Origin of the sequence: Sinorhizobium kostiense, from assembly GCF_017874595.1 — a bacterium.
GTDB lineage: Bacteria > Pseudomonadota > Alphaproteobacteria > Rhizobiales > Rhizobiaceae > Sinorhizobium > Sinorhizobium kostiense.
The window spans coordinates 749338-769164 of the sequence record NZ_JAGILA010000002.1; the positions used below are offsets into that span (position 1 = coordinate 749338).

The window sequence follows — 19827 nt, forward strand, 5'->3', positions numbered from 1 at the left end:
TCGGCCGCCTGCCACAGGCGCCGCGAGCATGTTTCGATGGTCGATCACCTCGGTAAGCCATCGCTGAAATGGTTTTGGCGCGAGAATACCCGTTGCCACCCGGCGATCGCCAGAAAGGATGTAACGCCATGGTCCAAGAAGAACAATACAGGGATAGGCCTCCGGAAGATCCGAAGCACCCGCCGCCACCCCTGCCCGAAGAACGGGACACGAGTTTCCGGCGCAGCACATGGCTGCTGCTTTCGATCCTGCTCGTCGGCCTCGTGATCGCGCTGATCGCCTGGCTGCCTGCGGAGCTGACCAGAGACGCCGAAGACACACCGACGACCACCTCGTCCACAACCACGGCGCCTGCCGAGCCCGGCCAAGCCGCTCCTCCGGCCGCCGAACCGGCGCCGGCGCCGGCAGCACCGCAGAGCCAGCCGCCGGCTCAGTAGGCCATCGGAAATGGCGGCCCAGGACGGCTGAACGGGTCGGCCCGCCCTAACGCTTCGAGGAACCGCCAGGTATCGTGCCTCCCATGAACGAGATCGTTGCCGATATCCTTGTTGCGACGCATACGCCCTATCAGGTGATTCTCGCGCGGCTCAGCGGGGCTATACTTCTTGGCGCCCTGATCGGCATCGAGAGGGAGAAGCGGCAGCGCCCTGCGGGTCTCAGGACACATATCCTCGTCAGCCTCGCATCTGCGGTGTTCGCCGTCATTGCCGTCGAAAGCGTGCATATGACGAGCCTGTCTGGTCCCGAAGTTCGGATCGATCCGATCCGCGTCGTGGAAGCGGTAACGGCTGGCGTGGCTTTCCTCGCCGCGGGCATGATCGTGTTCTCGAAGGGCGAGGTCAAAGGCCTGACCACCGGCGCCGGCATGTGGCTCGCCGGTGCAGTCGGGCTTTCCATCGGCTTTGGCTTCTGGTGGATTGCGGCCTTCGGTGCCCTTGCGAGCCTCGTCGTTCTCTTCGTTCTCGGACGGCTGGAGCTGGCCCTGAATTGGAAGTCGCCGGAAGAACTGGCTGGAACGGCGGAGGGGCAGCCGCATGACCGAAAGAATGCCGCATCCGGCGATCGCCGGGACACTTAGCGCATGGGTCCATGGGTCCAAAAGCGTTCTGATGCGTCCTGAAGCGCACACGGCGCTGGGACGCAGTGCAAAGCGTCCAGCCGCTGCTCGATCCGAATCCGACCTATTTTATCCGAGGTCTGGCGTCTGGAACGACCCCTCAGCCACGCCCCGCTCGAGGCGCCGGATCGGCCTCGACCCCGCGCGCATAACCGGCTGTCGGTGGCGCAGCCCATGCAGTACAGCGATCGCCCGTACCGCATCCTCCGACTTCTCGAATGTAATGCCGTCCAGCGACCAAACGCTGTATTTGACCGCAATGAAACGCAGTCGTCCATTGTCAGGCATGAGCGCGCCGACGGCCTCGCCGCCGTATTCGATCGTCTGCTTGCGCATGCGTGGAATCTCCTCCCTGACCGCCCGCGAACGCGTACGGCTGACTGCCGGACAGAGTTCGCCCCCGCGCCCTACCGCCGGCGACAATAGAACACTTCATCTCTGTGCTTGGTTCCACCCCCCGCGAAATAATTTCTGTCCCCTTCGAGGTGCGGCAGGTCTCCCAAATCGACGTCGATCTCAGGAGAAAGACATCGCGCGTCTGATAGGATGCACGGTCTGTAGCGGACTCGCGACGATTCAGGCGAGGAACCGCTCGGGACGATAGGGTGCGATGTCGATGACGGTTTTTTCGCCGGTCATGGCCTCTGCCAAAGCGCGGCCAGTTACCGGGCCGAGGGTCATGCCGTGATGGGCGTGTCCGAAGGCGAACCATAGCCCCTCGTGGCGCGGCGCCTTGCCGATGATCGGCATCATGTCCGGCGTGCAGGGGCGGGCACCCATCCAAGGCTCCTCGTCGCGCCGCTCGGCGAGCGGAAAGAACTGGCGCGCAACCCGTTCGGCCCGGGTCAACTGCACGGGTGTCTTCGGGGCGTCGCGAAGCGCAAATTCGGCGCCCGTCGTCAAACGGATGCCGCGCAGCATCGGCGCCAGGAAATAACCCTTCTCCTCGTCCAGCACCCAGTTGTTGAGTACAGCGCCGTCCCTGGTGGCGTAATGCATGTGGTAACCGCGCTTGACCGCAAGCGGGAAATGATAGCCGAGCTTGCGGGTAACGGTGTCGGCCCAGGGACCGAGGGCGACGACCACCTCGCGCGTCTCCAGCTGGCCCTCCGGCGTGGCGATCCGCCAACCGGCGCCTTCGAGAATGTGCTCTAGGGTTGCGGCGTCGCCCGAAACCAGGCGGCCGCCGAGCGACTGAAAATAGGCGAGGTAAGCTTTGTTCAGGCTGTGCGGGTCGCGGATCGACCATGGATCTGTCCAGCGCAGGCCGCCGGCGAGATCCACCTGAATGAATGGTTCCACGGCTTTCATCTCGCTGCTCGAAAGCTTCTGATGGTTGACGCCGAATGCGGCGGAAAGCCGTTCGGCATCCTTATAGGCGGCATCGCGCTCCTTCTCCGAGCGGAACACCTTCATCCAGCCGTTCTTGCAAATGAGATCGCCGGCGCCGGAGGCCGCGATCAGATCCTCATGTTCGGCGATCGAATGCTCGATAAGCGGAGCATAAAGACGAGCTATCCGCTGATGCTGGGTGAAGCCGGAATGCCACCAGTAGCGCGCCAGGAAAGGCACGAGACTCGGCAGTGCGCGGAAGTGATAGCTGGCATCGATAGTGTTGTTCAGCGCGTAGCGGAACAGCGCGCCGAAATCATGCGGGAAGCCGTAGGGAAACACGCCTTCGCGCTGGATGAGGCCGGCGTTTCCATAGGAGGTCTCCTCGCCGGGGCCTCGTCGGTCGACGAGCACGACCCCCTTTCCCCGCCGCGCCAGATGAATGGCGGCGGAGATACCGACGATGCCGCCGCCGAGAACCATTGCGTCAATCTTCACCGAAATGCCCTGCCACCCAACTTGACGTTTCGACGCCTACTTCTTCAACTTACCCATAATCTGCCCTGGCGACCACGGGAGCAGCGTGGAATCCACAAGACGATTCAGAGCAAGGGAACAAAGTACCTCAAGCGACTAGGGGCAAGCCGCGAACTCGCCCCTTCAACGCAAGCATGTCTGGACTAAGCACATCTTTTGAATGCGCCAATCGACCCTGGGACGGTCGCATCTCGTCGAGTGGGCGCCCTTCAGGTTCGGCGAATGAAGCCGGCAACGAGCGAAATAACCAGAAGCACGAGAAACAGAAAGAATAGAACCTGGGCTATACCAGCCGAAGCGCCGGCAATCCCGCCAAAGCCGAGTACACCGGCAATGATGGCGATGACTAGAAAGATAAGCGCATAATAGAGCATCTTCTATCTCCTTGGCTGCGTCTGCCTGGACCGAAAACGCCCGGCCTCTCACCTTTGTTCCCATTCTCCACGGCCTGGAATTTGCGGATCGGGGCTAGCTCACTACAACAGGAAGGGGATTCCCGCCCCCGGCGAAAAGGGCGGTCGTGCCGCAGGAACCTTCGACAAAGCGCGGCGTTTTGCGTCTGAATGGATCTTTGGGGAATAAAATGGCAATCCTGACGCGCCAAATCTGGAAGACGATAAACTCGATTCCCGGGCAAAGGTCAGAATTGCGCAAATACAATTTGCATATCGGCAGAACGATTCGTGACCTCGAGATGCATACCGAAGAAAAGCCCCACCAAGGCCTCAAGGATCTTCTTCAAAAGCTTGAGCAGGCCGAGCGGAAAAAGCGCAACTAGGCCAGGCCAACCTTAAGTCTCGGCCCCAGGCCAGTTCGCAACAGTTATGCGCCATCTCTGCCGAGCACGCGGAACAAAACACGCCAACCGGCGTTTGGGCGATGATAACACGCGCCGTGGCGGCGCATGGGAGATGGGAATGCGAGCCTTCGTTGCGCCTTCGTGTCGTCCGGGCACTCGCACACGGGCAGTCATGTTACCGGAGCGGCCGGGTTCGACCCGTTGCCTTGCTCGCCAGTCCCATTCCAGCCCGCCAGCAAGTCAACAAGGGCGCGCGCTAGTCAGCATCTCCTGAAAGTCAACCACGATCGGATAGGAACGCACCATGAAGAAGATACTGATTGTCGCAAGCCTGATCCTGCCATTGGCAGCCTGCACGCAAACCGAGAGGGGTGCAGCGATCGGCGCCACCTCCGGCGCGATCATTGGCGGAGCAGTTACGAACGATGTCGAAGGTGCCGCGGTCGGCGCTGCAGTTGGCGGAGTTGCGGGCGCTTTGATCGGTCGCGCCAGCGAACCTGGGTACTGCATCTATCGCGACCGGTTCGGCCGCCGCTATACGGCGCGTTGCTGATTGGCAATCGTTCGCAACGATCTAGATCGGATCGACTTACGCGCGGGAAAGGGCGAAAGCCGCACGTGCTATTCCTTGTCCCGCGCGAGGTCCGATTGAGCCTTGGCCGCCGTTCACCCTTCCTAACAGTCGTGCGATTGCGCTTCCTCGGCCTCGTCAAGCCGCCGCAGAAGATCGATGAAATGACGCGGCACGGGCTCGTTTTCCACCGCTTGGTAAAGCGCTTTCAACTTCGAGGCAATCTGATTATTGGTAACGTCTTTTTCGAGCCGGCGGGCAGTGTCTCGCACGCTGCCTCCCTTTGAGGAGTCCTTCATCGTCAGTTTCCGCGCGCCAAATGATCGAGCTTTCCGGTCGCTTTCCCGGCATGGGCTATCATCAGTAACTCAAATCTTTCTATAATTTCAAAAGACGTGCCCAAGACATTCGCGTATCCTGCTGCACGTCACCGTCCGTAAGACCGGGACCGTAACGCAACAATAGTTTAGGAAGGTCTAAATGTCACTTTCCACGAGAATTGCGCCCCATCTCAGCTACCTGCGACGCTACGCCCGCGCTGTGACCGGGTCGCAAGCGGCCGGCGACGCCTATGTCGCCGCCGTCCTGGAATCACTAATCGAAGACATCAACCTCTTCCCGGCGGCTTCGAACGACCGCATCAGCCTCTATAAACTGTTTTGCTCGCTGTTCGACAAACTGAAGGTGGACCGAACTCAACTGACCTCGCCCTTCGCCTGGGAACGAAAGGCCGCGGCCAATCTGTCGCTGATGGCACCGGCGCCGCGGCAAGCATTCCTGCTCGTCTCCGTCGAGGGCTTTTCGATAAGCGAGGCCGCCGAGATCATGGGTCTCGAACCGGGCGCTTTCTCCGGGTTGCTCGCACAGGCATCGGCGGAGATTTCGAGCCAGGTGGCGACCGACATCATGATCATCGAGGACGAGCCGCTGATCGCCATGGACATCGAAGACATGGTGACAAGCCTTGGCCATCGGGTGACCGGGATCGCCCGCACGCACAAAGAGGCACTCGACCTCTATCGCAAGACGTCGCCGAAGATGGTCCTGGCGGACATCCAGCTTGCCGATGGCAGTTCCGGCATCGACGCGGTCAACGAGATCCTCACGGAAGCGGCCGTTCCGGTCGTCTTCATCACCGCTTTCCCGGAACGGCTCCTGACCGGCAATAAGCCGGAACCGGCCTTTCTGGTAACGAAGCCTTTCAATCCGGAAATGGTGAAGGCGCTGATCAGCCAAGCCTTGTTCTTCGACGAACAGGCGCACGCCGCCAACCGCTGAAATCGGCGGCTACCGCATGTCCTTGCATCGACCTCGATCTAAGGACAAAGACAGAGCGTCCAAAGGTTAGAGCGAACTTTGCGCGTCCGATGAGAGGTGCGCCGCTGTGGCAGTGCGGGCTGCGTGCCCGCGCCGGACCTATCCCGGCAGTTGCGGCTCCGGCGAGGATTCGCGCACCTGTTCGAAGATCGTCATCGCTATCAGCGCAAGCGGCATTGCCAGGATCGCCCCGACTGCCCCCCACATCCAGGTCCAGAATATGATTGCGACGAAGATAAGGAACGGATTGATCTCGAATCGCTGACCGAGAATCGCCGGGACCAGCAGGTTTTCCATCACGAGGTGAACGATCGTGAAGACGATCACCGGCGCAAGGGCGACCAGGAGCGCGTCATGAGTCATCAATCCGCCGAGGAGAAGAGACAGGGTCATGAGGGTGACGCCGACATAGGGAATATAGCTGGAGACGAAGGCGAAGAGTCCCCACAGCGGCGGCATCGGCAATCCGCCAACAAGCGCAATGACCATGGTAAAAGCACCGAGCGCCATATATGTCAGGCTTGTCGTCGAAAAATAGCGCGTTAGAGCATCCTCGATCGCGTTCATGACACGAATTGCCCGAAGGCGCCCCTCGCGGCTCGGGAAGGCAAGAATGATCGTACTGCGCACTCGAACGCGGCTGAGCAGGAAAAGCAGGAGCGCCGCCAAAAAGATCAGTGTCTGAATGAGGGCCGGCGTGAGGCTGGCAGCGAAGGTGCCCAGCAAGGGTCCAGCATTCTCGACTATGGCGTTGGCAAGTGCCTCCTCACTGGCATTGCGGGCGAGTGCCAGCCGAAGCCAGCTGAACTGATTGACGAACGGCAGAATTCGCTCGATGAGCCGCTCCGCCAGCCGCGGTGCCTCGCCTGCTACTTCGGTAACTGCCACGAGTAGCGCGTTGACCAGGAAAAACAAGCCGACGATGAAGCAGAGGGCCAGCAGCAGGCCGCCGACAAGCGGCGGCAAGCCGAACCGCGTCAATTCATCAGCAGCCCTGCCGAGCACAATACCAACGATGATCGCGAAGGTGATCGGCGTCAGCACCGCCGCCAACGCGTAAACGGCGGCCGACGAGGCGACGATAAACAAACCAACAATGCTGCAAGCGACCAGAAGATCAATGCCGCCGCGTTCCGGCGCCACCATCGGCGATGCGTCGACCAAGGCCATTTCCATCTGCGCGTCGCGCTTGCGTCGACGCAGCGCTGCCTCGTTCCGAGCCTTGTCCATCGCTACCTTCTACAAATCGGCACCAGCGACGGATCCGCCTCGGTGGGGCTTCACCGATCGTGCATGGTGCACCCCAGCCACACTCTCTTTTCCGGGCGGGAATTTGTGGGTCTAACCCAATTGTCAATCGGCCCAGCGCCCCTCCTGCTCGCGGAGTCGCTCATAAACGCGTTAGTGGAAAAATCGTTCCTGTTCGAAACTGGACGGGAAGACAACCGCAAAACGCCGCCGAGGGTGGCCACCGGCGGCGTCCTATGCGGCAGCGCCGCATGTCTTCGTCCCCAGATCTGAGTCGATCTATTCGACCCACAGCAGGCGCATGATACTGCTGGGCGTAAGGCGCGGCAGGCTCAGAGAGCTGCCGTGACGATCACTTCGACGAGATATTCGGGCGCCGCGAGCTTGGCTTCACCGGTGGCACGGGCCGGCGTGTGGCCCTGCGGTACCCAGGTGTCCCAAACGGAATTCATCTTGGCGAAATCGGCCATGTCCGCGAGCCAGATCGTTGCCGAGAGAATCCGGGCTTTGTCCGTACCAGCCAGCGCAAGCAGACGGTCGACCTCGGCGAGCGCCTGCTTCGTCTGGGTGGCGACGTCGTCTCCGGCATTGCCGACCTGGCCGGCCAGATAAACCGTGTTGTTGTAAACCACGGCCTGGCTCATCCGCGGACCGGTTTCGAAGCGCTTGATTTCCATAATCGTCATCCTGATGTTGGGCCGAGCAAGCCGGCCGATAACGGCTGCCAACCGCTGCTTGATAGCGGGCCGGGAAGCTCTACACGATCGGGATGGCAACTCCAAGAACGCCCCACGCCTGCCCACATGAGAGTTGTGTGCCGCCGATGAAAGATGCGGCGGCATGGGGAAGAGAAGTTCATGCGGCATCCTTGCTCGCCAACCGCGCCTTGATGCTGGCGACGTCGGCACGCGGCGTCGCCGCAAACAATGTCTTCGTATAGCTGTGCTGCGGATCTGAAAACACCTCGTCGCGGCTGCCGTACTCGACCGCCTCGCCGTAATACATCACCATGACGTCGTTCGCGATGTAACGCACCACCGAGAGGTCGTGGCTGATGAAGACATAGGTAAGCTTGAATTCGTCCTGCAGATCCGCGAGCAAGTTCAGAACCTGCGCCTGGACCGAGAGATCGAGCGCCGAAACCGGTTCGTCCAGCACCAGGAGCTTGGGATTGAGCATCAGCGCGCGGGCAATCGCGATGCGCTGCCGCTGGCCGCCGGAAAACATATGCGGGTAGCGGTTATAATGCTTCTCCTCGAGGCCGACCTTCTTCAGCATGGCCATGGCCCGGTCGCGACGCTCGGCGGCCGGCACTTCGGTGTTTATGACGAGCGGTTCGGCCAGGATATCGCCGATCTTCTGGCGCGGATTGAGCGAGCCATAGGGATTCTGGAAGACGATCTGTACCTTGCGGCGCATCTCCGGCGTCAACCGCTCCGTGGCGATGTCGACCTTGCGGCCGTCGATCAGGAGTTCTCCTGACGTCGCCGGGTCGATGAGCGTCAGAATGCGCCCAAGCGTCGACTTGCCGCAGCCGCTTTCGCCTACGATCGCAAGCGTCTTGCCCTCGTCGAGCTTGAAGCTGACGCCCTTCAGCGCGTGCACGGTGCGCGCTTTTCGGAAGAGACTTCCCGGCACATGATAGTCGCGCATGAGGTTCCGGGCTTCGAGAACATGGGTCATCGAGAGGCTCCCTCGAGGATCTGCTGGTCATTGAACAGTTCGGAGATCGTCGGGAGCCGGTCGCCCGTCGCGTTCTCCGGAAGGGCCGCAAGCAGCGCACGCGTATAGTTGCTCTTCGGCGATTCGAACAGCGACAGGACGTCCGCCTCTTCGATCTTACGCCCCTTATATTGGACCACGACGCGATCCGCCGTCTCGGCGACGACGCCCATATTGTGGGTGATCATGATGAGGCCCATGCCGTGCTCCGCCTGAAGCTTCATCAACAGGTCGAGGATCTGCTTCTGAATCGTCACGTCCAGCGCCGTTGTCGGCTCGTCGGCTATCAGGAGCTTCGGATTGCAGGCAAGGGCGATCGCGATCATCACGCGCTGGCACTGCCCGCCCGACATCTGATGCGGGAAATGGCGGAGGCGTTCGGCCGGGTCCGGAATGCCAACGGCCTCGAAGAGCTCGATGGCTCTTTTGCGCCGCGCCGACCGATCGAGACGCAAGTGGACGCGCAGCACCTCCTCGATCTGGAAGCCGACCGTGAAGCACGGGTTTAGGCTCGCAATCGGCTCCTGGAAGATCATCGCGATCTCCTTGCCGACAATCTTGCGCCGGTCGGCGGCCGACATGGTCAGAAGATTGCGTCCGTCGAAGGTGAGCCTGTCCGCGGTCACATTTGCGGTCCAGGGCAGAAGCCCCATTGCTGCCAGCATCGAGACGGACTTGCCTGATCCCGACTCTCCGACGATCGCCAGAACCTCTCCCTTGTTCACGTTGAGCGATACGCCGTCGACCGCCCGGAAGGGGCCCGAGGCCGTCTGAAATTCGACGACCAGGTTTTCGATTTCGAGCAGCGCCATATCAGGACCTCTTCAGCTTCGGATCGAGAGCATCACGCAGGCCGTCGCCCATGAGATTGATTGCGAGAACCGTCAACAGAATCGCAAGGCCGGGAAGCGTGACGACCCACCAGGCCCGCAGGATGAACTCTCGCGCTTCCGCCAGCATTGTGCCCCATTCGGGTGTCGGCGGCTGGGCGCCCATGCCGAGGAAGCCGAGCGCCGCGGCATCGAGAATGGCGCTGGAGAAGGAGAGCGTCGCCTGGACGATCAGCGGCGCCATGCAATTTGGCAGGATCGTCCTGAACATCAGTCTCAGATTCCCTGCACCGGCGACCTTCGCTGCTACGACGTAATCGCGGGTCTTCTCAGCCATCACGGCCGCGCGGGTCAGGCGGACGAAGTGCGGCTGGTAGACGAGGGCGATTGCGATCATCGCATTGGTAAGCCCCGGCCCCAGCACCGCCACCAGCACAAGCGCCAGCAGCAGCGAAGGGAAGGCCAGGATGATATCCATGATCCGCATTATGAAGGTGTCGATCCAGCCGCGGAAATAACCGGCGACAACGCCGACGAGAATGCCGCCGACAAGGGCCAGCGTCGTCACGATGACGCCGACGAAGAGCGAGAAGCGGGTGCCGTAGATCAGGCGCGAGAGCATGTCCCTGCCGACGGCATCGGTCCCGAGAAGGAACTGGAGTTGCCCTCCCTCCTGCCAGAAGGGCGGCACCAGGACCGACTCGCGGAACTGGATCGCCGGATCGTGGGGTGCAACAAGCGGTGCGCACAGCGCAAGCAACACCAAGAACGAGAAGAAGACGAGCCCGATGACGGCGCCACGGTTCTCCGAAAAATAGTACCAGAATTCAGCGAGCCGAGCCCGCCGGGACGGGTCGGTCGATATGGGGCTCACAGCAGTGACTTCGGTCATATCGCCCTCCTCAATGCCGGATGCGCGGATTGATCAGGCCGTAGAGCAGGTCCACGGCGAGGTTCACGAGCATGATGATGCCGGCAATGATCAGGAGTCCGCCCTGAATGACGGCATAGTCGCGCCGGAACACGGAATCGACCAGCCATTTGCCAATACCCGGCCAGGAAAAGATCGTTTCCGTCAGGATGGCGCCGGCCAGCATCACGCCAACCTGAAGGCCGATGGTGGTGACGACCGGGATCATTGCATTGCGAAGCGCGTGAATGCCGACCACGCGGAAAGTGGAAAGGCCCTTGGCGCGGGCGGTGCGGACATAGTCCTCGGAGAGCACCTCCAGCATGGCCGAACGCGTCTGACGCGCAATGACGGCAAGCGGGATGGTGCCGAGCACGATCGTCGGCAGAATGAGGTGATTGAAGGCCGACCGGAACGCGCCTTCCTGCCCCGACAACAGGGAATCGACCAGCATGAAACCGGTCACCGAGGGAAAGAAGAACATGAGCGAGATACGTCCGGACACTGGAGTCCACTGCAAAATTCCGGAAACCACGATGATCAGCAGCAGGCCCCACCAGAAAATCGGCATCGAAAAGCCAACGAGCGCGGTGCCCATGAGGATCTGATCGATGACGGAGCCTCGCTTGAGCGCCGCAATCACGCCCGCCGGGATGCCGAGGACAATGGCGAAGGCGATGGCGCAAAGCGAGAGTTCGAGCGTCGCCGGGAAGAGCTCGAAAAACTGGTCGATCACCGGCCTCTTGGTGACGATCGACAAGCCGAAATCGCCCCGCAGGACGCCCCACAGATAATCGAGATACTGCACGACGATCGGGCGATCGAAGCCGAGCTGATGGGATATCTCGGCGTGCCGCTCCGGTGACATCACCCGTTCACCGGAAAGCAGCGCAACGGGGTCGCCCGGAAGCAGCCGGATGAAGGAAAAGGCGATGATGGACACCCCGATAAAGGTCGGGATCAGCACCGCCAGTCGCCCCAGGAAGAATCGGAACATAGTCAAACCTCATGCCGACGTGGCCACGCATCCTGCGGGCACCGGCAAAAAGGAAGAGGGGCGCTCGCCCAGCGGCAAACGCCCCCTTCGGGTCAGTTGTCAAGATTACTCTACAATATCAACGCCGTCGAAAGCAAAGTCGCCGAGCGGGCTCTGCACGAAGCCTTCGACGTTCTTGCGCATTGGCACGATCGACAGCGAATGGTCGAGCGTCGCCCAGGGCGCTTCGCGCTTGAATACGACCTGAGCCTCTTCGTAGAGCTTGGTGCGCTCTTCGACGCTGCTGGCTTCCTTCGCCTTCGTCACCAGATCGTCGAATTCCTTGTTGCACCACTGTGCGCGGTTGTTGCCGCCGACCGCATCGCAGCCAAGCAGCGTGTCGAGGAAGTTGTCCGGATCGCCATTATCGCCCGTCCACCCGAGGATCACCGCACCATCGCGATCCTTCGCCTTCGATCTTTCGAGATATTCGGCCCATTCATAGGTGACGATCTCGACATTGACGCCGATCTTGGCAAAGTCGGCCTGGATCAGTTCGGCGGCCCGACGTGCGTTCAGCATATACGGCCGTGCCACTGGCATCGCCCACACCTTCATCGAAAGGTTGGTGACACCAGCATCCTCGAGCATCTTCTTCGCCACTTCCGGCTCGTAGGTGTCGTCCTCGATATTGTCGTTATAGGACCACATCGTCGGCGGGATCGGGTTGGTGGCCGGTGTCGCCTGTCCCTGGAAAACCGCGTCTACGATTGCCTGCTTGTTGATCGCCTTGTTCAAGGCCTTGCGGACCTCGACCTTGTCAAAGGGCGCCTGGGTGGTGTTGTAGGCGAGATAGGCGACGTTAAGACCGGCCTGCTCCATGACCTTCAGGTTCGGGTCAGCCTTCATGGATTCGACGTCCGCCGCGTTCGGATAGGGCATCAGGTGGCACTCGCCAGCCTTAAGCTTCTGATAGCGGACCGCGGCATCGGTTGTGATCGAGAAAACCAGGTCATCTATCTTCTGCTTGCCGGCCCAGTAGTCCGGATGGGCCTTGTAACGGATGACGGCATCCTGCTGGTAACCCACGAAGGCAAACGGGCCGGTGCCCAACGGCATCTGGTTGAGCTGGTTCATCTTGCCATCGGCTTGAAGCTTGTCGGCATATTCCTTCGACATGATCGAAGCGAAGGGCATCGCAAGGTTGGCAAGGAACGGCGCTTCCCTGCGTTTCAGCTTGATCTTGACGGTCATGTCGTCAACCTTCTCGAGCGAGTCGATCAGATCGGGCATGCCCATGCCGGAAAAGTATTCCCACGAAGCACCGGTCACATAGCCATGCCACGGGTGATCCGATTTCCATTGGCGCTCGAGCGAGAAGATCACATCGTCGGCGTTCAGTTCCCGGGTCGGGGTGAAGAACTCAGTCGTCTGAAACTTGACGCCCGGGCGAAGCTTGAACGTGTATTCGAGGCCGTCATCGGAGATCGTCCAGCTTTCGGCAAGACCGGGCTCGGTCTCCGTGGTTCCCTTCTTGAATTCCAGCAGGCGGCTGTAAACCGTATGCGCCGAAGCATCGAAAGTCGTACCGGCCGTATAGAGGCCGGGGTCAAAACCCTCCGGCGAACCTTCCGAGCAGTAGACGAACGTTTTCGACCAGGCAGAACCGGCCATCAGCGTGGCGAGCGCCGTCGCTGCGAAAAGAGTCGTGAGCTTTTTCATGAGCTTGCTTCCCAGTTTTGCTTTTTTGTTCTCGTATTTTCGACGCGGCAAGAAATTTTCCATCCGGTCAAGAACGGATGGAACGACATTTGGCGTCGCAATGCAATAAGTCACTTCAGAAATTTGTCTAGGCGAAAAATTCTTCCACAAATAGTGGCAGCGGGCAACATGCGATTTCTGCATGCGACGAGTCGCAGGCCGAAGCAGGACCGAGGATGGGAGCGCCGTGGAGTGGCGGGAATAAGTTGCGCACCACCTCGCCATGCGTCTTTTCAGACGCACGACGGACCTGCAGCGACTTGCAGCATGTTCCTGTCCTTGAGCCGCTTACGAGTTAAGGACACATACAGGGTGCGCCCGCCGCAACTTGGCGGCGTGGGCCTGGCGGCGTGGGGCTGAAAGAGACGGCCGAAGCCGCATCCTCACTCATCCATTGGAAAATTACGCCGCCGAAATCTGCCGGCGACCTGACTCCTCGATGCCGAGGAGGAAATTGATTTGCGGCCGGGCCTTCACCAGGTCGTCGATCGTATAGCCCTGGAGGACCTCGAAGAAGGCGTTCAGCGCCTTGCGCAAGGCGGTATTGAGGCCGCAGCTATCGACCAGCGGACATTCGATCTCGCCGGCCTCGAAACACTCGGCCATGGCGAAGCTGTCCTCCGTGACCTTGACGACATCGTAGAGGCTGATCTCGGAGGCTGGCTTCGGCAGTCTTACGCCGCCATTACGTCCCCGCACGGTCTCAACCAGGCCCGCCTTCGTCAGCGGCTGCAAGATCTTGAACAGAAACAGCTCGGAGACGCCGTAAGCCTTGGCGATCTCGGGAATGCGGCTGAGCTTCTCGCCATTCGCAGCGCAGTACATCAGCATGCGAACCGCATAGTTTGTTTGCTTCGTCAGACGCATCGTTCACTCCGGAATCGAAAAAAACGTTCTCCACTCATATAGGACGGATTCCAGTTTGGAACAATTCCAAAAAACCGGAAAAACATACGAGCGCAGTCAACTTCACTCTTTCCCAGTTGACTGCCTGAGCGGGCGCAGTAAGAAATATGACCGGCTTAGTTAAGTTTATTAGCGAGAAATGGAGAGAACACGATGCACGTCTCAAGAGCGCTGATCGGCACCCTTTCGGTGGCCGCCTTCGTCGCCTTCTCGGCACCGGCGCGCGCCGATGGTGAGGTCAATATCTATTCTTACCGGCAGCCCGACCTGATCAAGCCGCTGCTCGACGCCTTCACCAAGGAGACCGGTATTGCGACCAACGTGCTCTTCCTCGACAAAGGCCTGGTCGAGCGCATCCAGGCTGAAGGCGCAAACTCGCCGGCGGATGTCATCCTCACCGTCGACATCAGCCGCCTGACCGAGGCGAAGGAAGGGGGCGTTACCCAACCGGTCGTCAGCGAGACGATCAACAAGGATGTTCCGGCGCATTTCCGCGATCCGGATGGCAATTGGTTCGGCCTCACGACGCGCGGCCGTGTGGTCTATGCGTCCAAGGACCGCGTCGCCCAGAACGACATCACCTACGAGGAACTTGCCGATCCGAAATGGAAGGGCAAAATCTGCACGCGTGACGGCCAGCACTCCTACAATGTCGGCCTCTTCGCCTCCATGATCGCGCATCACGGCGAAGCGGAGACGGAAAAGTGGCTGACCGGACTCAGGGACAATCTTGGCAAGAAGCCTGATGGCGGCGACCGCGACCAGGCGAAAGCCATTTTTGCAGGCGAATGCGATCTCGCGATCGGCAACAGCTATTACGTCGGTCTGATGCTGACCAACGAGAAGGAGCCGGAGCAGAAAGAATGGGCCTCCGCCATCAAGGTCCTGTTCCCGAACGCGAATGACCGCGGCACACATGTGAACATCTCCGGTATGGCGCTCGCAAATAACGCGCCGAACAAGGAGAACGCCATCAAGCTGATGGAATTCCTTTCTTCGGGCGAAGCGCAGAAAATCTATGCCGAGCAGGTCTTCGAGTATCCGGTACTACCGGGCGTGGATCCCTCTGACGTTGTCAAATCCTTCGGGTCGATCAAGCCGGATACGCTGCCGCTTGCCGAGATCGCGTCGAACCGCAAGAAGGCCTCGGAACTGGTCGACAAGGTCGGCTACAACAACGGTCCGCAGGACTGAGACGGATCGCGACAGCGCTGCGCCTCCTTCAAGTCGCATGACATCAGCAGCGGGCGAAAGCCCGCTGTTTTCGTTGCACGATTGACCGAACGCCCGGAGGGTAGGATTCTCTGACTGCTGCAGAGGCAGCGGTGGCCTTCGGCCCGCCCGTTTGAAACGCGATTCTGACCGGAGGCGAAAGTGGACGAGACGCACGATACCAGCCAACTCGAAATGGTCGTTCTGATGACGCCCGACATGGCGAACTTCAGCGGCAAGGTCCATGGCGGAGCACTTCTCAACCTGCTCGACCGGGTCGCCTTTTCCTGCGCCTCGCGCTATTCGCAGCAATATGCCGTCACCCTCTCGGTCGACCAGGTCGTCTTCCGTCAGCCGATCCATGTCGGCGAACTGGTGCACTTCCGCGCCTCGATCAACTATGCAGGGCGCACGTCGATGGAGGTCGGAATTCGCGTCGAGGCGGAAAATATCCGCACCGGTACGCGACGGCATACGAATTCCTGTTATTTCACGATGGTCGCCGTCGACGCGGACGGACGGCCGACGAGCGTGCCGCCCTATACGCCCAAGCCCGGTATCGGAGAGCGCCGCTATCGGGCGGCCGAAGTCAGGCGGGAGCTGCGCCGGGAGTTCGAGGAGCGCTTCCGAGCGGCGGGTTCCGGGGGCGGAGCCTCCGATGGATAGGACCTTTCAATCTCTCCGTGTTGCGGCGATCAAGTCCATGATCGCCTTGCGCCGCTCCGGCGTGCCGGGATGGGTGGAGAAGATGCTGGTTTTTGAACGGTCGTGAAGCTTCGCCTCGAGGAGTTCGAAGAAGCGGGCGATTGCGGTCGGATCCAGACCAGCCTTGATCATCAGTTCGACGGAATGCCTATCGGCCTCTGCCTCGGCAGCGCGCGAGTGGGAGAGCGCAAGCAGACCTCCCCCCTGCACCAGCACGTCCTCGGCGCCTGAACCGATATCGCCGGCGATCAGCATGATGAGGGCGGCGACGCCCGCGGCACGATAGATCTGCCGGAGGCTATGCTTGTGCTCGACATGGCCGATTTCGTGCGCCAGCACGCCGACGATCATCTCCGTGTCGCCGTCAGCGAGGTCAACCAGTTCATCGGTGAGGATCAGCGTGCCGTCGGGCAGCGCAAAGGCATTGGGTCCAACGGGGCCGCCCTCGCGGAAGTTGAGCGTGTAGGCCGCCTCGCCACCCTCGGAAAGCGCCGCGATGCGACGGAAGCCGTTGAGAATTCGGCCGCGGAGCGCCTCCTCGAGCTTGGACGGGCCGAGAACCGTCCGGTCCATGGTCTCAAGCGTGCTTGCCGACATGATCTGCGGCAAGATCGGGGGCGTGACGGCGACGGCCACCTCCACGAGCGCAGGCAGCGCAACGCGGTAAACCAGCACACCGAGCAGGAGGGTCGCGGCGACGAAGGCGATCAACCGCGGATGGAATCGCTCCAGCCGATGGACAATTCCCTCCCTGCCCCGGCCCTTATGGGCGAGAAACCGGTCTATCGCATCGTTTTCGCCCGTCTCGAAGAGGGACCCGTCCGGAAAGGTGATCCGCCGCGGAATGCGACCGACGCGGGCGGAAATCTCGACCGACGACAGGCTGCCGCCCGCCAGCTCGGCGCGCGCGTCGTCGCAGACGACGAGGCGCCCGCCATCTTCGACCAGGCGACAGGGCACGGAGCGGCTCGATCCTGCAGGGTGCCAATTGCCGACGGCAATGGCTGGATGGTCAGAAGCCAAAGTCGAAGCCTTCGATATCCATGAACTCGGCGCTGACCGCCGAGCCTTCCTGGGCGATGGCCGAGAAGATCTCGCCGACATCGCCGTCGAAGCGAACGCCCGTATGCTCATTGACGTAGCGCGCCATGCGAACGGCTGCCCAAGGCCGCATCAGTCCGAGTGTAACAAGCGTGACGACGAAGTTCGAGATGCCGATCCAGGCGTAGCGCGGGCGTGAAAGGTCGCTCAGAAGCCGGTGCTTGCCGTCAAAGGTGGCGGCCGACCAGGCCACGTTGCGGACCCCGGCACGATAAACGAGCGCCGCAACGCCAAAAATCGCGAAGAACAGGACGTAACCGATCGCCATCAGCACGACGAGCGATGCCTGCATCTCGGCAGGAAGCAAATCAGGGCTCTCCATCGCCGTCACCACAATCGCGACGTTGAGGAAAGCGACGAAGCCGATGATCAACAGCCCGAGAATGATGATCGCCGCCGAGATCGCCCAGGATTTGTAGATCGTGCCGATGGAGGGATCGGTCGAAAAGGCCTTCTTCCCGTAACGCAGGTTATTACCGATGTAGCGGTAGACCCAGCGGCTGGCGAGCGGCACCAGTATGCCAAGTGTCAGCGAGGCGAGGACCGGCCCGACGATGAAAGCGAGAAAGGCACCGCCGGCGCGACCGACGAAATCGAAGCGGACATTTCGGTAGCTTGTCACCCGCGCGCTGAAGCGCAAGCCGCGGGCGACGAGCCACGGAACGAAGCAGAGGAGCAGCAAGAGCAGCGCCATGCCGGCAAGCGGTACGAAAGTGAGGAGAACGTTGTAGAGGATCAGATAGGCAAAGACGATGAGACGGCCGATCAGGATCTGACCGCCCGTGGCGTGATACTCGAAGCCGCGGCCGAGCAGGACGGTGTTGCCGTAGAAATAGCGGTTGCGGCGAACCTTGGCCCAGGCCGAATAGATGCCAAGGGTGACGATCGTCAGAAGGATATTGACGATCCAGATCCCGAAGTACTCGCTGCCGCTACCGGTGAAGGAGAGGCGTTGAACGTTCCCCTGAGCCGCGCGCCCGAAACTGTCCTGCCCGATCCCCTGTGCCGGCAACGATTCAACCAAAGCCATGATGCATCCCCCGAACGAAAAGCGCAAAGCCGTAAAGCCGACCGCATCATCCCGTCAGCGGTCGGCCCATACGGATGCAAGGTATGCGCGAATCATTGCCAATGCACCCGTCAATCAAGACGTTAGTTGTACCGCCACAGCCGACGCAACAAAAAAGAGCCTCCCGAAGGAGGCTCCAATGGAGGAGTAGATTGATGCCTTACCGCATCGTCGGGATCGAGAACTCGGCACCATCCTTGATGCCCGACGGCCAGCGCGAGGTGATGGTCTTGGTCCTGGTCCAGAACTTGATCGAGTCCGGCCCATGCTGGTTGAGATCGCCGAAGGAAGAGGCCTTCCAGCCGCCGAAGGAGTGATAGGCGAGCGGCACCGGGATGGGAACGTTGACGCCGACCATGCCGATATTGATGCGGGAGGCGAAGTCGCGGGCCGCATCGCCGTCGCGGGTATAGATGGCGACACCATTGCCGTATTCGTGCTTCATCGGCAGCGACAGGGCATCCTCGTAGTTCTTGGCGCGAACAACCGAGAGAACGGGTCCGAAAATTTCGGTTTTGTAGATGTCCATGTCCGGCGTCACGTGGTCGAACAGGCAGCCGCCAATGAAGTGGCCGTCCTCATACCCCTGCAGCTTGAAATCGCGCCCGTCGACGACGAGCTTCGCGCCCTGCTCGATGCCGCTGTCGATCAGGCTCCTGATGCGCTGCTCGGCCTCCTTGGTCACGACCGGGCCCATGTCGGCCTTTTCGTCCGTATAAGGACCGATCCGGAGACTCTCGACCATCGGCACCAGCTTATCGATCAGGCGGTTCGCGGTTTCCTCGCCGACCGGAACGGCGACCGAGATCGCCATGCAGCGCTCGCCGGCCGAGCCGTAGCCGGCGCCGATCAGCGCGTTGGCTGCCTGGTCGAGATCGGCATCGGGCATGATGATCATGTGGTTCTTGGCGCCCCCGAAGCACTGCGCGCGCTTGCCGTTCATCGCCGCCGTACCATAGACATAGCGGGCGATCGGCGTCGAGCCGACGAAGGAGACCGCTCCGATATCGGGATGCGTCAGGATCGCGTCGACCGCGTTCTTGTCACCGTTGACGACATTGAGGACGCCCGCCGGCAGGCCAGCCTCGATCATCAGCTCGGCGAGGCGGATCGGTACGGACGGATCGCGTTCGGACGGCTTCAAGATGAAGGCATTGCCGCAGGCGATCGCCGGGGCGAACATCCACATCGGGATCATTGCGGGGAAGTTGAACGGCGTGATGCCGGCGCCGATGCCGACCGGCTGGCGCATCGAATACATGTCGATGCCGGGACCGGCGCCTTCGGTGAACTCGCTCTTCTGCAGATGCGGAATGCCGATGACGAATTCGCAGACTTCGAGGCCGCGAACGACATCGCCCTTGGCGTCGTCGATCGTCTTGCCATGCTCGCGGGAGAGCAATTCGGCGAGTTCGTTCATGTTCTCGTTCAGGAGTTGCACGAACTTCATGAAGACGCGGGCGCGGCGCTGCGGATTGGTGGCGGCCCACTTCGGCTGCGCGACCTTGGCGCTTTCGACGGCGGCGGAGAGCTCCGCGGCGCTCGCGAGCGCCACGGTGCCCTGAACTTCGCCCGTTGCCGGGTTGAAGATGTTGCTGACGCGGCCGCTGGTGCCGGCGACACGCTCGCCGTCGATGAAATGTCCGATTTCATACATGGGTGTTCCTCCTGGTCTTGATCTCGGGCGCATGATGGCACTACGATTTCAACAATT

Annotated in this window: 22 protein-coding genes; 7 read left to right on the top strand and 15 right to left on the bottom strand. The window is 61.0% G+C overall.

Features of this window, described 5'->3' with window-relative positions:
• Nucleotides 1–128: 128 nt before the first annotated feature.
• Together J2Z31_RS10055 and J2Z31_RS10060 are read left to right on the top strand one after the other, a co-directional pair.
• Nucleotides 129–437, top strand: coding sequence for a hypothetical protein (locus J2Z31_RS10055; RefSeq protein ID WP_209601749.1), 309 nt, complete (start codon nt 129–131; stop codon nt 435–437).
• 83 nt (nt 438–520) lie between these two features.
• Nucleotides 521–1078 (top strand): MgtC/SapB family protein, encoded by a 558-nt coding sequence (locus J2Z31_RS10060; RefSeq protein WP_209601750.1) that lies wholly within the window; start codon nt 521–523, stop codon nt 1076–1078.
• A gap of 108 nt (nt 1079–1186) precedes the next feature.
• On the opposite strand, the gene J2Z31_RS10065 is transcribed toward J2Z31_RS10060, so the two are convergent.
• From J2Z31_RS10065 to J2Z31_RS10075, 3 genes are all read right to left on the bottom strand, one after another.
• Nucleotides 1187–1453 carry a hypothetical protein gene (locus J2Z31_RS10065; RefSeq protein WP_209601751.1) on the bottom strand — a complete coding sequence of 89 codons (267 nt, stop codon included), beginning with the start codon at nt 1451–1453 and terminating at the stop codon, nt 1187–1189.
• 240 nt (nt 1454–1693) lie between these two features.
• Nucleotides 1694–2947 (bottom strand): NAD(P)/FAD-dependent oxidoreductase, encoded by a 1254-nt coding sequence (locus tag J2Z31_RS10070; protein ID WP_209601752.1) that lies wholly within the window; start codon nt 2945–2947, stop codon nt 1694–1696.
• A gap of 248 nt (nt 2948–3195) precedes the next feature.
• The gene (locus J2Z31_RS10075) at nt 3196–3360 is read right to left on the bottom strand and encodes a DUF1328 domain-containing protein (RefSeq protein WP_069459427.1); all 165 of its coding nucleotides are present in this window, start codon (nt 3358–3360) and stop codon (nt 3196–3198) included.
• A gap of 209 nt (nt 3361–3569) precedes the next feature.
• Between J2Z31_RS10075 and J2Z31_RS10080 the strand changes: the two genes are divergently transcribed.
• Nucleotides 3570–3764 carry a hypothetical protein gene (locus J2Z31_RS10080; RefSeq protein WP_209601753.1) on the top strand — a complete coding sequence of 65 codons (195 nt, stop codon included), beginning with the start codon at nt 3570–3572 and terminating at the stop codon, nt 3762–3764.
• Between the two features lie 325 nt (nt 3765–4089).
• A complete protein-coding gene (locus J2Z31_RS10085) occupies nt 4090–4338 on the top strand; it encodes a glycine zipper domain-containing protein (protein WP_209601754.1) in 249 nt (82 codons plus the stop codon).
• Nucleotides 4339–4460: 122 nt separating this feature from the next.
• On the opposite strand, the gene J2Z31_RS10090 is transcribed toward J2Z31_RS10085, so the two are convergent.
• Nucleotides 4461–4655: a NepR family anti-sigma factor gene (locus tag J2Z31_RS10090; protein WP_209601755.1), complete on the bottom strand. Its 195-nt coding sequence runs from the start codon at nt 4653–4655 to the stop codon at nt 4461–4463.
• Nucleotides 4656–4836: 181 nt separating this feature from the next.
• On the opposite strand from J2Z31_RS10090, the gene J2Z31_RS10095 reads away from it, so the two are divergent.
• Complete coding sequence (locus J2Z31_RS10095; protein WP_209601756.1) at nt 4837–5634, top strand: response regulator; 798 nt, start codon at nt 4837–4839, stop codon at nt 5632–5634.
• 138 nt (nt 5635–5772) lie between these two features.
• Here the strand turns inward: J2Z31_RS10095 and J2Z31_RS10100 are convergent, their stop codons facing one another.
• The 8 genes from J2Z31_RS10100 to rirA all read right to left on the bottom strand — a co-directional run bounded on the left by J2Z31_RS10100 (nt 5773) and on the right by rirA (nt 13987).
• Nucleotides 5773–6903, bottom strand: a complete 1131-nt coding sequence (locus tag J2Z31_RS10100) for an AI-2E family transporter (protein ID WP_209601757.1) — start codon at nt 6901–6903, stop codon at nt 5773–5775.
• 350 nt (nt 6904–7253) lie between these two features.
• The gene (locus tag J2Z31_RS10105) at nt 7254–7598 is read right to left on the bottom strand and encodes a RidA family protein (RefSeq protein ID WP_209601758.1); all 345 of its coding nucleotides are present in this window, start codon (nt 7596–7598) and stop codon (nt 7254–7256) included.
• 178 nt (nt 7599–7776) lie between these two features.
• Nucleotides 7777–8604: a dipeptide ABC transporter ATP-binding protein gene (locus tag J2Z31_RS10110; protein WP_209601759.1), complete on the bottom strand. Its 828-nt coding sequence runs from the start codon at nt 8602–8604 to the stop codon at nt 7777–7779.
• Nucleotides 8601–9455 (bottom strand): ABC transporter ATP-binding protein, encoded by an 855-nt coding sequence (locus tag J2Z31_RS10115; protein WP_209601760.1) that lies wholly within the window; start codon nt 9453–9455, stop codon nt 8601–8603. The genes J2Z31_RS10110 and J2Z31_RS10115 overlap by 4 nt, the downstream gene beginning before the upstream one ends.
• A gap of 1 nt (nt 9456) precedes the next feature.
• Nucleotides 9457–10365, bottom strand: coding sequence for an ABC transporter permease subunit (locus J2Z31_RS10120; protein ID WP_209601761.1), 909 nt, complete (start codon nt 10363–10365; stop codon nt 9457–9459).
• Nucleotides 10366–10375: 10 nt separating this feature from the next.
• Nucleotides 10376–11380, bottom strand: a complete 1005-nt coding sequence (locus J2Z31_RS10125) for an ABC transporter permease subunit (RefSeq protein WP_209601762.1) — start codon at nt 11378–11380, stop codon at nt 10376–10378.
• Nucleotides 11381–11485: 105 nt separating this feature from the next.
• Entirely contained in the window at nt 11486–13081 is a 1596-nt protein-coding gene (locus tag J2Z31_RS10130; RefSeq protein WP_209601763.1) for an ABC transporter substrate-binding protein, read from the bottom strand.
• Between the two features lie 441 nt (nt 13082–13522).
• A complete protein-coding gene (gene rirA, locus J2Z31_RS10135) occupies nt 13523–13987 on the bottom strand; it encodes an iron-responsive transcriptional regulator RirA (protein ID WP_209601764.1) in 465 nt (154 codons plus the stop codon).
• A gap of 192 nt (nt 13988–14179) precedes the next feature.
• Here rirA and J2Z31_RS10140 point away from each other — a divergent pair, with 192 nt between their 5' ends.
• Entirely contained in the window at nt 14180–15220 is a 1041-nt protein-coding gene (locus tag J2Z31_RS10140) for a Fe(3+) ABC transporter substrate-binding protein (protein WP_209601765.1), read from the top strand.
• A gap of 213 nt (nt 15221–15433) precedes the next feature.
• On the top strand, nt 15434–15904 hold the full coding sequence (locus tag J2Z31_RS10145) for an acyl-CoA thioesterase (RefSeq protein WP_209602289.1): 471 nt from the start codon (nt 15434–15436) through the stop codon (nt 15902–15904).
• A gap of 6 nt (nt 15905–15910) precedes the next feature.
• On the opposite strand, the gene J2Z31_RS10150 is transcribed toward J2Z31_RS10145, so the two are convergent.
• The 3 genes from J2Z31_RS10150 to J2Z31_RS10160 form a co-directional block, all read right to left on the bottom strand.
• On the bottom strand, nt 15911–16966 hold the full coding sequence (locus tag J2Z31_RS10150; protein WP_209601766.1) for a M48 family metallopeptidase: 1056 nt from the start codon (nt 16964–16966) through the stop codon (nt 15911–15913).
• Complete coding sequence (locus J2Z31_RS10155; protein ID WP_209601767.1) at nt 16956–18074, bottom strand: YjgN family protein; 1119 nt, start codon at nt 18072–18074, stop codon at nt 16956–16958. Before J2Z31_RS10155 ends, J2Z31_RS10150 begins: the two co-directional genes overlap by 11 nt.
• Nucleotides 18075–18273: 199 nt before the next feature.
• Nucleotides 18274–19770 carry a CoA-acylating methylmalonate-semialdehyde dehydrogenase gene (locus J2Z31_RS10160; protein ID WP_209601768.1) on the bottom strand — a complete coding sequence of 499 codons (1497 nt, stop codon included), beginning with the start codon at nt 19768–19770 and terminating at the stop codon, nt 18274–18276.
• Between the last annotated feature and the right edge of the window lie 57 nt (nt 19771–19827).